Below are 13,497 nucleotides of genomic sequence, written 5' to 3'. Positions count from 1 at the left end.
CCGGCCGCGTTTGCGCGTGACGCCCCGTTCAAGCCAGTCCGGCGACGCGTCAGTAGCCGCCGCCGCCACTACCTCCGCTGCCTCCCGAGCCGCCGTACCGGCTCATGCCCGGTCCTTGCGACACGCCGCTGCCCGACGACGTACAGCCCGCCGACAGCACGAGCACCAGCGCCGCGATCAGCGTCGCAGCCAGCGTTGCCGATTTCATTGCAATCTCCTTGCAGCGCTCAGGCCACGGGAAAGGCGGTTCACGGGAACCGCGCGCCTGCGCGATGACAAGACGTTTCGGCGAAGCGTTTATTCCATGCTTTTCGCGTATCGCCGCGGCGGCGGCGCCTGGATCAACGATAGACGAGATCGGCGCGGCGGTTCTGCGCCCACGCTTCCTCGTCGTGGCCGAGCGCGACCGGCTTTTCCTTGCCGAGGCTAACCGCCTCGAGTTGCGTCGCCTGCACGCCGAGCGTTTCGAGCGCGCTCGCCACGGCCTGCGAGCGGCGCTGGCCGAGCGCGAGGTTGTATTCCGACGTGCCGCGCTCGTCGGTGTTGCCCTGGATCAGCACACGCCGCGCCGGGTGGCTGCGCAGATAGTCTGCATGCGCCTGCAGCAGCGACTGGAATTCGGGCTTCACCGAGTACTGGTCGAAATCGAAGTAGATGCTGCGCTTGGCGAGCGGGCTGTTCGGATTGTTCAGATCGTCGGCCGTCACCGTCGCGACGGCTTCGCTCGAGGGCGCCGGCGCCACGCCGGCATTCTCGGGCGTTTTCGCCGCGTGGTGGCAACCGGCCAGCAGGACGAAAGTTGCCAGGACCGCAATTCGGTTCATTTTGCTCATCGTTCTTCTCCAGCGGTTGACTGCGATGAAAGCGGGGCGCGTGCCATTCGCACGCAGCCGTCCGGCCGCCATGGCGCGAAATGTCCGGCTTCGTTGCCGTGATGCGGGTTCGTAAGCCGATGGTGCGCCAGATGAAAGAATGTTGCGACCGGAACGCCGGATCGCGGCGTCGCTGCAAACAGATTAGGAAAAATGTCACAACGCGACCAGTTTCTTCGCATTTTTTGCGCAAACGCGACAGCCGGGAGGCATTCTTGCTTCCGTGGGCGGTGCGCGGTAAGCAACGCCTGCCACAGCGAAAAAGGGCCGCGCACGGGGCGCGGCCTCGTCGGTGCCGGTCATGGCGCTCGGGTGATGCGGGAAGCGCTCGCCCGATGCAGCCGGTCGGCAGCGTGACGCGGCGGCGCGCGCCGCGTCGTCAAAACTTGTGCCGCAGCCCCAGCGCGACGACGGCCTGGTTGCTGTTCGCGGAAGGCGTCAAGGTCCAGACCGTCGCGTTGAACGCGGGGTTGCCATTGCCGCCGCTCACGCGCTGATAGGTGCCTTCGAGATACGCATCCGTGCGCTTGGACAGCGCATAGTCGGCCTGCGCGACGACCTGGTTCCATTTCGGGCGCGTCTGGCCCGTGCGCGTATCGAAGCGACCCATCGTGTACGTGTACGCGGCGGCGACGGTCAACGCCCGCGTGACGAAGTAGCGTCCGTCGATCGAAAAATTGTCGAACACCAGCGATTCGCCTTTCAGCGGGGCGATGTTGCCGCCCTGGAGCACGCCCGTCACGCCGTCGGTGGTCGAATGCGACCATGCGACGCCGACCGAGTGCGGCCCGAACGCATAACGGCCCGCCATCGCCCAGATCTGCTGGTTGCCGCCCGTGACCGTCGCCGAGCCGTCGACGGTGCTCAGTGCGCCGTCAGGGTTCGGTGCGTTGCGGTCGCGGCTGATCTTCAGGTAGCCGGCGCCGAGCTTCAGCGGCCCGTTCGCATACGACACGCCCGTGCTCCACACCGCGTTGTTGGAGAACTGGCCGGCCGTGTTCGAGAAACCGATCATCGCGCCGAACCTCAACCCGCGAACCGTCGGGCTCGTGTACTTCACCGCGTTGTTGATGCGCAGGTTGCGGTTCGAATCGTCGTTGTCGTACGGGTGGACCGCGAGGTTGCCGCCCCAGCCGGGGCCGGCCGCGCCGAGCGGCGTCACGAAATCGAGGATCAGGTCGTACTGGCGGCCGAAGGACAGCGTGCCGGCCGTCTCCGAACCCACGCCGATCCACGCCTGGCGGCCGAACAGGTCGACGCCTTTCTGCGACAGCTTGCCGGTGGTGCCGGAGAAGCCGTTCTCGAGCGTGAAGACCGCGGCCATCCCGCCGCCGAGATCCTCGCGGCCGTGCAGCCCCCAGCGCGACGCGTTCAGCGCGCCGCTCGTCATCGCGACGCTGCCGCCGCCGGGCGAGCCGGCGCCGCGCGTGCGCTGGTTGCTCGAGTAGGTGATCGACGTGTCGATCAGGCCGTACAGCGTCACGCTGCTCTGGGCAAGCGCGACATCCGGCACGAAGCCGGTCAGGCAGGCGGCAATGACGGTCCCCGCGATGCGCGCGCCGGCATGCGGGTTCATTGTGCAGGAATGCATAGGTGTTTTTGTTGTTGTGTGGGAGCGGCCTGACGGCCGATGGATCGAGCGGCCATTATTGGAGATCGTGCGGCGGTCGATTAAGGCGTTGCACAGGAAAGGTCCTCTGCGGAATCGCTTGGAATTGCGATGCGTCGGCTGCACGGAGGCAGTCGGGGAGGGGGCGTGTGGGGCGGCGCCCGTTCCTCGAACCATCGATGATCGCTACCGTCGATCTGGATCAGTTCGCCCACGCAGGCCCGGCGCGCTCGCGGCTGATAGACCTTGGGCGGCCGTTGCCGGCGTGGCACCCACAAACCAGCTTCCGTCATCAGCCGCCGTACCGTTTCCTTGGCGAGCTGGATGCCGTGGCATTCCCGGAGCTTCTCGCACGCCAGTGTCGGCCCGAAATCGGCGTAGCGATCCCGGATGATCGTCAGGACCCGCTGGGCCAACTCCGCATCCAGCCGCCGGTTGCCAGGACCGCCACGCTTGCGCGAGGTCAGGCCCACCGCGCCAGACTCCCGGTATCGAATCACCAGCCGCTCGATCTGCCGGACCGTCAGGCCCAGGCGTTCGGCCGCGCGGCCAGGCTTCAGGCCCAAATCCACTACGGCCTGGATTGCCTTCAGACGGTCGAGTTCTCGCATGTTCAATGTCACCAATGCGGTTCGGTGCATCGCCGGCTCCATGATCTGACGGGGAGCCGGCAAGCTTACCGAGGTCCAAACGCGACATTTCTAAATGGCTAGAACACGACATTTCTAAAAAGCTACTACAACTTGCTTGGGTGATAATTCACGTTATGTAAAATCACAACCACTGGTCTGTATCGATACGACTGCAGCCCGACGGCCTCTCAGTCAATCAAACCCCAAAGAACGCCAACCCCGCCACCACGATGCCGATCGCGGCTACGCCGATCGACAGCCCCTGCATCCATGATCGCCGCGTGAGGATCGTGATAGCTGCCAGTGCAATCGAGATCTGGATGACGGTCGTCGCCTGCGACCATCGATGGTGCCGGTGCATCCGCTCCTCGCTCGCCGCGTTATTCTTCTCGACTTCCTTTTCGAGCGCCTCGGCGCGTGCCCGGATCGGTTCCTTGTCGGCACGGTATCTCGCGGCATCCGTCTCGAACCGCTTTCGCTGCGGCGATGTCTCCGGGCTCAACGCCGCACCGAGTTCGGCGAGATTCTGCTTGTCACCCTTCGCCTGGTAGTAGGCCCACTGATTTGCAGCCTCGGTTTTCCTGATCGCGGCGTCATTCTTGTAGAGCAGCGCGAGGCTCTCGTCGGCACCGCTCTGGTAGGCCGATATCGCGCCGAAGCACGCAAGCACGGCTGTCAGCACTGCAATGCGCGACGTACCTCGATCGCCACCATGAGGCTCGTGATGTTCCACCGCATGGTCGTGAGGGCCATGAACTTCGTATTCTTCAGACATTCGTAGCAAACCCGCAAAAGTTGAATGAATTTGTCGCCGGCTGGCCGTTTGGCTAACGTTAAACGCCACTCCTGCCATCCGACGCACGCGAAACCATCCATGATGGCCGGACAGGTTCGAATGTTTCAAATATATGCAATTCGATCGGAATTGTTTTAGTTTCGATTAAATTCGCCTCTTTCACCAACCTTGTCATCCGTCATTTCATTTCCTATAAATCACTGGTGCCAAGTCAATCGAAAATGTAGCGGCGACACTCGAGACAATCACCCCAATAGAAGGAAATTGAATGCCCGGCATTCAATAAACCAATGCTGCGGCGTGTCCCGCCATCTCGGCCGTGACCGCTGGCGTTGTCCGGCGCCATCATGGTCGATCTGCCATCGCCCAGCCGGATTGGATCACCACAAAATTCGCCGGAATCGCGGCCTTTGACGATGCCGGCGCGCCATGCGTCCGAAGCGCATGGTGCTGTTCTCGAAGGCGCGGGGAAGCATCCAACCTCTTCAAGGTGAAAAAAATGAGTCTCAATCCGATTGAAAATCAGCCGCACGGGACCTTTGCAGAATTCGCCAATACTGCCCCTGTTTCTGCCATTGAGGTCGATACATTCAAAATGGCGCTCTATCACGACGGCGTGCAGTTGGGCTGGCTTGGCCAAAACAGCGGCGAATGGGCCGTTCTCGTCGATTCCGCCGCGAAAGCGTTGACGCTCGAACAGTACCCTTATAACGGCGTGACGTATTATCGGATCCTCGGCACCAGCCGATATATGTCCGTCAGCAATAACGCCTACGTTGGTTTCTATAACTGGATAGGCGCGCGCGGATGGACGCGCCAGGGCTCGATTTTGATTTCCGATTTCAACCACCAGAAACTGTCGCTCTATTCCAAGGACAACGCGTATTTGTATGCGTGGGATGCCTACACCGTGCTCGATGTGAGGTTCGACGAGCAATAACGCACGACGCTTCGCCCGCTGGCTTGAATTTCCGGCGGCGACACGGCGCAGGAAGCGGCGCATCCCCCGGCGACACCGGCGGGATGCCCGCCGGGTTGCGCCATTCGCATTCATCCCACGATCAAAAAGGGAAACGCAATGACCTTCAAGATTCTCAGTTGCGATGGCGGCGGTATCCGGGGATTGATCACCGCCCTGCTCATCCAGGACCTCGACCGGCGCAGCCGGATCATCGCGAGCGCCGACGGCTTTGCCGGCACATCCACGGGCGGCCTGATCGCCCTGGGGCTCGCCCGCGGTGTATCCATTTCCGAGATCGTCGATATCTACAGGACGAAGGGCTCGGTGATCTTTCGGGAAAACGGTGCGTGGCTGGCGCAAAAGCAAGCACTCGAACAGCACACGCAAGCACTCGAACAAGGCACGGTCCTGGCTGGTCCGGGCGTGTTCCAATGCCAGTATGTCAACACCGGGCTACAGGAGATCGCCAAGTCGCTGGTCGGCAGCGGCAAGCTGGCGGATCTGTCCCGCTTCGTCGCAATCAACTCGGCGCGCCTGTGGGATCCGCCCACCAAGAGCTGGGCTCCGTGCACCTTCTCCAACGGAAACGGCAACGCCTATCGTAACGTCAGCCTGTTCGATGCCGCACTTGCCACGTCGGCTGCGCCGACGTATTTCCCGCCGTACGAAATCGCCGGGCTTGGCTATTTCGCCGATGGCGGCGTGTTTGCGAACAATCCTTCCGTGTCCGCCATTGCCGAGGCGCTGGCCAGCACTCGCGCAGGCAGTCTCGACGATGTGCGCCTGTTGTCGCTCGGCACCGGAACCAGCCCCGTGGGCATTCCCCCGGACGCTGTCGTCAACCCGTTGACCTGGGGCGTTTCGAAATGGCTGTGGCCGCTCGAAAGCGGGCGCGTACCGGCAGCAGCCCTGCTCGGGCTGACGATGGATACGACGGCGGCGATCGCCGCACAACAGGCCGGGCAGATACTGAACGCCCATTACCAGCGCGGAAATTTCGTGCTCGGTCAAGCCGTCGCCCTCGATGACTGGCAAAAGGCGCCGGAACTGGAGAAGGAAACCCAGGCGTACATGAGAACCGCCGAGTGGCAACGTGTGTGCCAGTGGGTGGAGCAATTCTGGCGCTGATCGCTCGTCGATAGCCGGGCTTTCGTGAGCAGCAGGCGCTGCAGGTGCCGACGGCGAACGAATCAGAAACAACGAGGCCGGGCAGAACGCCCGGCGCTCGGCAACGCCAGCCGCGTGCGGACCGCAAATGGCGGCACGCACGCGGCCAACCTGCCATCAGACCACCCTCAGACGGCCATCACCGTCACCGACTTCGTGACGAGATACGGCTCGAGCGCTTCCGGCCCGCCTTCCGACCCGTAGCCCGAATCCTTCACGCCGCCGAACGGCATTTCCGGCCACGGCGTCGCCGGCTGGTTGATCCACAGCATCCCGACTTCGAGGCGTTGCGTCAGCAGATGCACGTTCGCGAACGAACGCGTGAACGCGTAGCCGGCCAGCCCGAACGGCAGACGGTTCGCCTCGGCGATCGCATCCTCGAGCTTGTCGAAGCCGCGAATCGCCGCGACCGGGCCGAACGGCTCGTTGTTGAACACGTCCGCTTCGAGCGGCACGTTCGCGATCACGGTCGGTGCGAAGAAGTTGCCTTCCGCACCGATCCGCTCGCCGCCGGTTTCGATGCTCGCGCCGACCTTGCGCGCGTTGTCGACGACCGACGCCATCGCGCTCAGGCGCCGCGGGTTCGCGAGCGCGCCGAGCGTCGTGCCTTCGTCGAGGCCGTTGCCGACCTTCAGTCCTTCCGCATGCTTGACCAGCGCGCGCGTGAATTCGTCGCGGATGCTGTTGTGCACGAGAAAGCGCGTCGGCGAAATGCAGACCTGCCCCGCGTTGCGGAATTTCGCACCGCCGGCGGCCTTCACCGCGAGCGCGACGTCCGCATCCTCGGCGACGATCACCGGTGCGTGGCCGCCCAGTTCCATCGTCGCGCGCTTCATGTGCTGGCCCGCGAGCGCGGCCAGTTGCTTGCCGACCGGCGTCGAACCCGTGAACGTGACCTTGCGGATCACCGGGTGCGGAATCAGGTACGACGAAATTTCAGCCGGATCGCCGTACACGAGGCCGATCACGCCCGCGGGCACGCCCGCATCGACGAACGCGCGCAGCAGCGCGGCCGGCGACGCCGGGGTTTCCTCCGGCGCCTTCACGAGGAACGAGCAGCCGGTCGCGAGCGCGGCGCTCAGCTTGCGCACGACCTGGTTGACCGGGAAATTCCACGGCGTGAACGCCGCGACCGGGCCGACCGGCTCCTTCACGACCGTCTGCTGCGCGCCGAGGTTGCGCGGCGGCACGATCCGGCCGTACACGCGGCGCCCTTCGTCGGCGAACCATTCGATGATGTCGGCCGCCGACAGCACTTCGACGCGCGCTTCGGTGAGCGGCTTGCCCTGCTCCTGCGTCATCAACTGCGCGATCGTGTCGGCGCGTTCGCGTACCAGCGCGGCCGCCTTGCGCATCGTCGCCGCACGCTCGTGCGCGGGCACCTTGCGCCATGCTTCGAAGCCGCGCTGGGCGGCGGCGAGCGCACGGTCGAGATCGGCGATGCCCGCGTGGGCCACCTTGCCGATCGGCTTGCCGGTCGCCGGGTTCACGACGTCGATCGTCCTGCCGCTCGCGGCGTCGACCCACTCGCCGTCGATCAGCAGTTGCGTATCCGTATAAGTCACGTTAGCCATCCAGACACCCCTACATTGCGTCGATAAAACGCGCGCCGCCGCGAACGGCCGCGCGCCGGTTGACAGAAAAAGCCATGCCGCCAGGGCAGGCACGCACCCGGCGGCATGGGCGGCAGGCACGCCGGCCCGCCCTCGTTTCGCAGCGCCCCGCGCTCAGTGCGCGGCCGCCGTCGCCTTGCGGAGTTTCTCGACGTCCGCCGCCTGCACGGCCGGCGCGCCGTTGTTCCAGCCGGCGCGCATGAACGTCAGCACGTCGGCGATCTGCTGGTCGTTCAACTGGTTCGAGAACGCCGGCATCGGATACGCGGACGGCACGCCACCGATCACGAGCGTGTCGCTGCCGTTCAACGTCACGTTGATCAGCGACGATGCATCCGCTTCCAGCACGTTCGGATTGCCGGCGAGCGGCGCGAGCAACGGTGCATAGCCGCGCCCGTCCACCCCGTGGCAATGCAGGCAGTAAGCGTTATACACCTTCGCGCCCGGATCGGCTGCCGGCCGGCCCAGCGCGACCTGCGTCGCCTTCGGATCATAGCGGTACGGCGGCGCGCCCGTGCCGCCTGCCGCCGGCAGCGATTTGAGATAGCGCGAGATCGCGGCCAGATCGTCGTCGGTCAGTTCCTGCGTGCTGTGGTTGATCACGCTCACCATCGAGCCGAACGCGGTCGCGTGCTGATTCGCGCCGGTCTTCAGGAACTGCGCGACGTCCGCCTCGTTCCAGCGGCCAAGCCCGGTGTTGTGCTCGCCGGTCAGGTTCGACGCGAACCAGTTGTCGATCGACGCGCCCGACAGGAACGCCGCGCCGCTTTCGTCGAGCGCCTTCTCCTGGAAGCCGACGCCGCGCGGCGTGTGGCACGACCCGCAGTGCCCGAGCCCCTGCACGAGATACGCGCCGCGGTTCCACACCGCATCCTTCGCCGGCTTGTCCGCGTACGGTGTGGAATCGAGGAATACCATGTTCCACAACGCGAGCGGCCAGCGCATGTTGAGCGGCCACGGGATGTCGGACGGCCGGTTCGCCTGCTTCACCGGTTCGACGCCGTGCATGAAGTACGCATACAGCGCCTTCACGTCGTCGTCCTTCAGCTTCGCATACGACGGATACGGCATCGCCGGATACAGGTTGTGGCCGTCCTTCGCGACGCCCTTGCGCAACGCGCTGGCGAAATCGGCCTCGGTATAGCCGCCGATGCCCGTATCCGGATCGGGCGTGATGTTGGTCGTGTAGATCGCGCCCATCGGCGTGACCATCTTCAGGCCGCCCGCGAACGGCGTGCCGCGCGGCGCGGTATGGCACGCGACGCAGTCGCCGGCTTTCGCGAGATACGCGCCGCGAGCGACGAGCGCGCTGTCGGCGGGCGCCGTTTGCGCGGCATGCGTGGCCGTGCCGGCCAGCAGTGCGGACAGCGCGAGCAGCGACGCGCGCAGCGCCTTCAGGTTCAAGGTGAGATGTCGCATGGTCGTCCCTCCCCTCAGGCCGTTTTCAGCTGGTTGCCGACCGGCAGCTTGCGCAGCCGCGTGCCGGTGGCCGCGAAGATCGCGTTCGACAGCGCCGCCGCGGTCGCGGCCGTGCCCGGCTCGCCGATCCCGCCCGGCGCATCGCCGCTCTTCACCAGATGGACTTCGATCGGCGGCACCTCGTTGATTCGCATCATCCGGTAGTCGGTGAAGTTGCTCTGCACGACGCGGCCGTCCTCGATCGTGATCTCGCCGTACAGCGCGCCGGTGATTCCGAAGATGATGCCGCCCTGCACCTGCGCCTCGATCGTGTTCGGATTCACGACCATCCCGCAATCGACCGCGCACACGGCGCGCTTGACCTGCACCTCGCCGCCGTCCACCGCGACGTCGATGACGATCGAGAAGAAGCTGCCGAACGCATGCATCACCGATACGCCGCGCCCCTGCCCCTTCGGCAGCGACGCGCCCCAGCCGGCCGCCTTCGTCGCGACGTCGAGCACGTTGCGGGCGCGCGGCGACTTGTCGAGCAGCGCGCGGCGGTACTGCACCGGGTCGGTCTTGGTCTGCGCGGCGAGTTCGTCGATGAAGCTTTCGACGACGAACGTGCTGCGCGTCGGCCCGACGCCGCGCCAGAACGCGGTCGGCACGTGGCGCGGCTCCTGGCGCACGTAGTCGACGAGCTGGTTCGGCAGGTCGTACGGCAGTTCGGCCGCAACCTCGACCGCGTCGGGATCGACGCCGTCCTTGACCGCGGGCGGCGCGAAGCGCGCGAGGATCGACGAGCCGACGATCCGGTGCTGCCACGCAACCGGCTTGCCGTTCGCGTCGAGGCCGGCGGAGATCTTGTCGTAGTAGCACGGCCGGTACATGTCGTGCTGGACGTCTTCCTCGCGCGTCCAGATCACCTTCACCGGGGCATTGACCTGTTTGCCGACCTTCACGGCCTGGCCGATCATGTCGGTTTCGAGCCGTCGGCCGAATCCGCCGCCGAGCAGATGGTTGTGCACGACGATCTTGTCGGGCGACAGCCCGGTCAACTGTTGCGCCGTGTCGCGTGCGCGGGTCGGCACCTGCGTGCCGACCCAGATGTCGCAGCCGTCGCCGCGCACGTGCACCGTGCAGTTCACCGGCTCCATCGTCGCGTGGGCGAGCAGCGGCTGTTCGTAGACGGCATCGACGCGCGTCTTCGCGTTCGCGAACGCCTTGCCGACGTCGCCTTCCTTGCGCGCGACCGCGCCCTTGCCGTTCGCCGCCGCCTGCGCGAGATCCGCGAACAGATCCTTCGTCGACACCTTCGCGCCCGCCCCTTCGTTCCACTTCACGACGAGCGCCGATGCGCCGCGCTTCGCGGCCCACGTGTGATCGCCGACCACCGCGACCGCGTTGTCGACGCGCACGACCTGGCGCACGCCGGGGATCTTCTTCGCGGCCGTGTCGTCAACGCTCGCAACCGTGCCGCCGAACACCGGGCTGTTCACGATCACCGCGTACAGCATCCCGGGCAGGCGCACGTCGAGCCCGAACTGCGCGGTGCCGTCGACCTTCTCCGGCGAATCGAGGCGCTTCGCGGGCGTGCCGATCAGCTTGAAATCCGCCGGCTGCTTCAGCACGACGTCCTTCGGCACCGGGAGCTTCGCCGCCGCGTCGGCCAACTGGCCGTACGATGCGCGCCGCCCGCTCGGCGGATGCTGCACTTCGCCGTTCGCCGCGCGGCAGCTCGCCGGATCGACGCTCCATTGCTTCGCGGCCGCCGAGACCAGCAGCGTGCGCGCGGTGGCGCCCGCGCGGCGCAGCGGCTCCCACGCGTAGCGCACCGACGTCGAGCCGCCGGTGAGCTGGCCGCCGAGCAGCGGGTCGAGGAACAGTTTCTCGTTGGGCGGCGCATGATCGAGCGTCACGCTCGACAGCGGCACTTCGAGCTCTTCCGCGATCAGCATCGGCAGCGCCGTATAGACACCCTGCCCCATCTCGACCTTCGGCATCACCAGCGTGACCTTGCCGGCGCGGTCGATCTGCACGAACGCGTTCGGCGCGAACACGCCGGGCGGCGCGGGTTCGGCGGCGTCGCCGCCGATCACCGAGCGACGTGTATCGTCACCGGCCGCCGGCAGGCTGAAGCCGAGCAGCAAGCCGCCGCCGGCGGCGGCGCCGAGCGACATGCCGAGTTTCAGAAACGACCGGCGCGACACGCTCGCGCCGGCCCGACCTGCTTCGATCAGTCCGCGTGACATGTCAGGCTCCTTTTGCGGCTTGTTTGACGGCCGCGCGAATCCGGTGGTACGTGCCGCAGCGGCAGATGTTGCCGGCCATCGCCGCGTCGATATCCGCATCGGTCGGGTTCGGGTTCGATGCGATCAGCGCGGTGGCGGCCATCACCTGCCCCGACTGGCAGTAGCCGCACTGGACGACGTCGAGCTCGCGCCACGCCTGCTGGACCTTGTGGCCGGCCGGCGTCGCGCCGACGGCCTCGATCGTCGTGATCTTGCGGCCGGCGACGGCCGCGACCGGCAGCACGCACGAACGTGCGGCCACACCGTCGAGATGCACGGTGCACGCGCCGCATTGCGCGATGCCGCAGCCGAACTTGGTGCCGGTGAGGCCGACGACGTCGCGCAGTACCCAGAGCAAGGGCATGTCGTCGGGGGCGTCGACCGAGCGGGTTTCGCCGTTGATGTTGAGGGTGATCATTCAGCCTCCGGGGCCGTTGTATTTGGGGAAGCGGCGCGAACGAGGCGCGCTGCGCCGCAGGGTCGTCGTCATCGCCGTTGCGTCGTGCGCAACGGGTGCCCCCGCGGCCCGGGTGCGGGCGAGCCGCGGCGGTGTTGCTTGCTTGCGTCGTTAGTCGGCCACGTCGATGGCCGACAGCACCTTGATCACCGGCGGTGCGGTGAACCACTCGGCCGACTTCGTGCGGAATTCGCCGAAATACGGGCTCGCGAGGTGCGCGTCGAATGCCGCCTGGTCGTCGTAGATCTCGTACAGATGCAGGTTCGGCGATCCGTCCTGCTCGCGGAACAGGTCGTAGCGGCGGTTGCCCGGCTCGGTGCGCGTCTTCGCGACCATGCTGCGCAGTTCGGCCTCGGCGGCCTGCGCGTGTTCGGGTTTCAGGAACAGCGAAGCGATCACGTGAAGCGCCATTTTTCACTCCTTTGAAAACGGAAACGAGCATGCCACAAGCCGGCGTCTCGCGGCGCCAGCGTGCAGCGGGTATGTCGCCGTGCGGCGGGATCAGGCCAGCTCGTCCGGGCCGACGCGCACGACGACCTTGCCGAAATTCTTGCCGGCGAGCAGGCCGATCAGTGCTTGCGGCGCGTCGGCGAGATCGGGAACGACGTCCTCGCGCGTCTTCACCTTGCCCTGCGCGACCCATTCGGTCATGTCCTTCAGGAACGGCGCATAGCCGGTCGCATAGTGATCGAGGATGATGAAGCCCTGCACGCGGATGCGCTTGCGCAGGATCGCGCCCATCAGCGCCGGCACGCGGTCACGGCCGGTCGACACGGCCTTGTCGTCGTAGGCCGCGTCGTTGTAATGCGCGATGATTCCGCAGACGGGCACGCGCGCATGGTCGTTCAGCAGCGGCCACACCGCGTCGAACACGGCGCCGCCGACGTTCTCGAAATAGATGTCGATGCCGTTCGGGCACGCGTCCTTCAGCTTCGCGGCAAACGCCGGATCGTGGTGGTCGACGCATGCGTCGAAGCCAAGCGTACCGGTCACGTACGCGCACTTGTCGGCGCCGCCCGCGACGCCGACCACGCGGCAGCCCTTCAGCTTCGCGATCTGGCCGACCACCGCGCCGACCGCGCCGCTCGCGGCCGCGACGACCACGGTTTCGCCGGCCTTCGGCTCGCCGATCTTCAGCAGGCCCGTGTAGGCGGTGAAGCCCGGCATGCCGAGCACGCCGAGCGCGTACGACGGGTGTGCGAAGTCGCGGCCGAGCGGGATCAGGTCGAGCCCGTCGGACAGCGCATAGTCCTGCCAGCCTGCGCTGGCGACGACGAGATCGCCTTCGCGAAACGCCGGCAGATTCGACGACACCACGCGGCTGACCGTGCCGCCGACCATCGGCTGGCCGAGTTCGGCCGGCGGTGCATAGGACGGCGCGTCGCTCATCCGGCCGCGCATGTACGGGTCGAGCGACAGCCAGACGGTGCGCAGCAGCACCTGGCCGGCGCCGGGCACCGGCACGTCGCCGGTTTCGGCGCGGAAGTTGTCCGGTGTCGGTGCGCCGACCGGGCGCGAATTCAGGACGATCTGGCGGTTTGCGGTCTTGCTTTGCGGCATGTGAGCCTCCGTCAACAGGAATGAACGTGCGTCGTGGGCACGCTCGGATCAAGGATGGACCAGCACGAAGTGCGCGCCCCCGACGGCATCGGAGGTGTGGCCGCGGCGGTCGCAGGCAAGCGGTGGGAAAGACCGGGA

12 protein-coding genes and 1 pseudogene are annotated in these 13,497 nt (G+C 66.2%); 2 read left to right on the top strand and 11 right to left on the bottom strand.

Features of this window, described 5'->3' with window-relative positions:
* Positions 1–49: 49 nt before the first annotated feature.
* The 5 genes and pseudogenes from QZM15_RS02885 to QZM15_RS02865 form a co-directional block, all read right to left on the bottom strand.
* Positions 50–208 carry a hypothetical protein gene (locus QZM15_RS02885; protein WP_167351655.1) on the bottom strand — a complete coding sequence of 53 codons (159 nt, stop codon included), beginning with the start codon at positions 206–208 and terminating at the stop codon, positions 50–52.
* A 133-nt stretch (positions 209–341) separates the two neighbouring features.
* Positions 342–833 carry a peptidoglycan-associated lipoprotein Pal gene (gene pal / locus QZM15_RS02880; RefSeq protein ID WP_302105759.1) on the bottom strand — a complete coding sequence of 164 codons (492 nt, stop codon included), beginning with the start codon at positions 831–833 and terminating at the stop codon, positions 342–344.
* Positions 834–1,251: 418 nt separating this feature from the next.
* The gene (locus QZM15_RS02875) at positions 1,252–2,463 is read right to left on the bottom strand and encodes a porin (RefSeq protein ID WP_302105757.1); all 1,212 of its coding nucleotides are present in this window, start codon (positions 2,461–2,463) and stop codon (positions 1,252–1,254) included.
* A 173-nt stretch (positions 2,464–2,636) separates the two neighbouring features.
* Positions 2,637–3,098, bottom strand: a pseudogene (locus QZM15_RS02870) (helix-turn-helix domain-containing protein); the annotation flags it as partial.
* A gap of 211 nt (positions 3,099–3,309) precedes the next feature.
* Complete coding sequence (locus tag QZM15_RS02865) at positions 3,310–3,888, bottom strand: DUF4337 domain-containing protein (RefSeq protein WP_302105756.1); 579 nt, start codon at positions 3,886–3,888, stop codon at positions 3,310–3,312.
* Between the two features lie 520 nt (positions 3,889–4,408).
* On the opposite strand from QZM15_RS02865, the gene QZM15_RS02860 reads away from it, so the two are divergent.
* Both QZM15_RS02860 and QZM15_RS02855 read left to right on the top strand, forming a co-directional pair.
* On the top strand, positions 4,409–4,849 hold the full coding sequence (locus QZM15_RS02860; protein WP_012340013.1) for a hypothetical protein: 441 nt from the start codon (positions 4,409–4,411) through the stop codon (positions 4,847–4,849).
* Positions 4,850–4,987: 138 nt separating this feature from the next.
* The gene (locus QZM15_RS02855; protein WP_059574383.1) at positions 4,988–5,998 is read left to right on the top strand and encodes a patatin-like phospholipase family protein; all 1,011 of its coding nucleotides are present in this window, start codon (positions 4,988–4,990) and stop codon (positions 5,996–5,998) included.
* A gap of 167 nt (positions 5,999–6,165) precedes the next feature.
* Here QZM15_RS02855 and QZM15_RS02850 read toward each other — a convergent pair whose 3' ends face one another.
* From QZM15_RS02850 to QZM15_RS02825, 6 genes are all read right to left on the bottom strand, one after another.
* The gene (locus QZM15_RS02850) at positions 6,166–7,611 is read right to left on the bottom strand and encodes an NAD-dependent succinate-semialdehyde dehydrogenase (protein WP_059574384.1); all 1,446 of its coding nucleotides are present in this window, start codon (positions 7,609–7,611) and stop codon (positions 6,166–6,168) included.
* Positions 7,612–7,764: 153 nt separating this feature from the next.
* Entirely contained in the window at positions 7,765–9,069 is a 1,305-nt protein-coding gene (locus tag QZM15_RS02845) for a cytochrome c (protein WP_302105755.1), read from the bottom strand.
* 14 nt (positions 9,070–9,083) lie between these two features.
* Positions 9,084–11,303, bottom strand: a complete 2,220-nt coding sequence (locus tag QZM15_RS02840) for a xanthine dehydrogenase family protein molybdopterin-binding subunit (RefSeq protein WP_302105754.1) — start codon at positions 11,301–11,303, stop codon at positions 9,084–9,086.
* 1 nt (position 11,304) lies between these two features.
* A complete protein-coding gene (locus QZM15_RS02835; RefSeq protein WP_099317459.1) occupies positions 11,305–11,760 on the bottom strand; it encodes a (2Fe-2S)-binding protein in 456 nt (151 codons plus the stop codon).
* A gap of 150 nt (positions 11,761–11,910) precedes the next feature.
* A complete protein-coding gene (locus QZM15_RS02830; RefSeq protein WP_060310945.1) occupies positions 11,911–12,210 on the bottom strand; it encodes a putative quinol monooxygenase in 300 nt (99 codons plus the stop codon).
* Positions 12,211–12,300: 90 nt separating this feature from the next.
* On the bottom strand, positions 12,301–13,359 hold the full coding sequence (locus tag QZM15_RS02825; protein ID WP_302105753.1) for an NADP-dependent oxidoreductase: 1,059 nt from the start codon (positions 13,357–13,359) through the stop codon (positions 12,301–12,303).
* Between the last annotated feature and the right edge of the window lie 138 nt (positions 13,360–13,497).

This window comes from Burkholderia sp. AU44665, assembly GCF_030504405.1.
GTDB lineage: Bacteria > Pseudomonadota > Gammaproteobacteria > Burkholderiales > Burkholderiaceae > Burkholderia > Burkholderia semiarida.
This window is presented reverse-complemented; position numbering and strand designations above follow the sequence as displayed.

Excerpts from the sequence above, each read along its gene's own strand:
- QZM15_RS02865 (WP_302105756.1), bottom strand. The coding sequence starts at position 3,888 with ATGTCTGAAGAATACGAAGTTCATGGCCCTCACGACCATGCGGTGGAA.
- QZM15_RS02840 (WP_302105754.1), bottom strand. The coding sequence starts at position 11,303 with ATGTCACGCGGACTGATCGAAGCAGGTCGGGCCGGCGCGAGCGTGTCG.
- QZM15_RS02845 (WP_302105755.1), bottom strand. The coding sequence starts at position 9,069 with ATGCGACATCTCACCTTGAACCTGAAGGCGCTGCGCGCGTCGCTGCTC.
- pal (WP_302105759.1), bottom strand. The coding sequence starts at position 833 with ATGAGCAAAATGAACCGAATTGCGGTCCTGGCAACTTTCGTCCTGCTG.
- QZM15_RS02850 (WP_059574384.1), bottom strand. The coding sequence starts at position 7,611 with ATGGCTAACGTGACTTATACGGATACGCAACTGCTGATCGACGGCGAG.
- QZM15_RS02835 (WP_099317459.1), bottom strand. The coding sequence starts at position 11,760 with ATGATCACCCTCAACATCAACGGCGAAACCCGCTCGGTCGACGCCCCC.
- QZM15_RS02830 (WP_060310945.1), bottom strand. The coding sequence starts at position 12,210 with ATGGCGCTTCACGTGATCGCTTCGCTGTTCCTGAAACCCGAACACGCG.
- QZM15_RS02855 (WP_059574383.1), top strand. The coding sequence starts at position 4,988 with ATGACCTTCAAGATTCTCAGTTGCGATGGCGGCGGTATCCGGGGATTG.
- QZM15_RS02885 (WP_167351655.1), bottom strand. The coding sequence starts at position 208 with ATGAAATCGGCAACGCTGGCTGCGACGCTGATCGCGGCGCTGGTGCTC.
- QZM15_RS02860 (WP_012340013.1), top strand. The coding sequence starts at position 4,409 with ATGAGTCTCAATCCGATTGAAAATCAGCCGCACGGGACCTTTGCAGAA.
- QZM15_RS02875 (WP_302105757.1), bottom strand. The coding sequence starts at position 2,463 with ATGCATTCCTGCACAATGAACCCGCATGCCGGCGCGCGCATCGCGGGG.
- QZM15_RS02825 (WP_302105753.1), bottom strand. The coding sequence starts at position 13,359 with ATGCCGCAAAGCAAGACCGCAAACCGCCAGATCGTCCTGAATTCGCGC.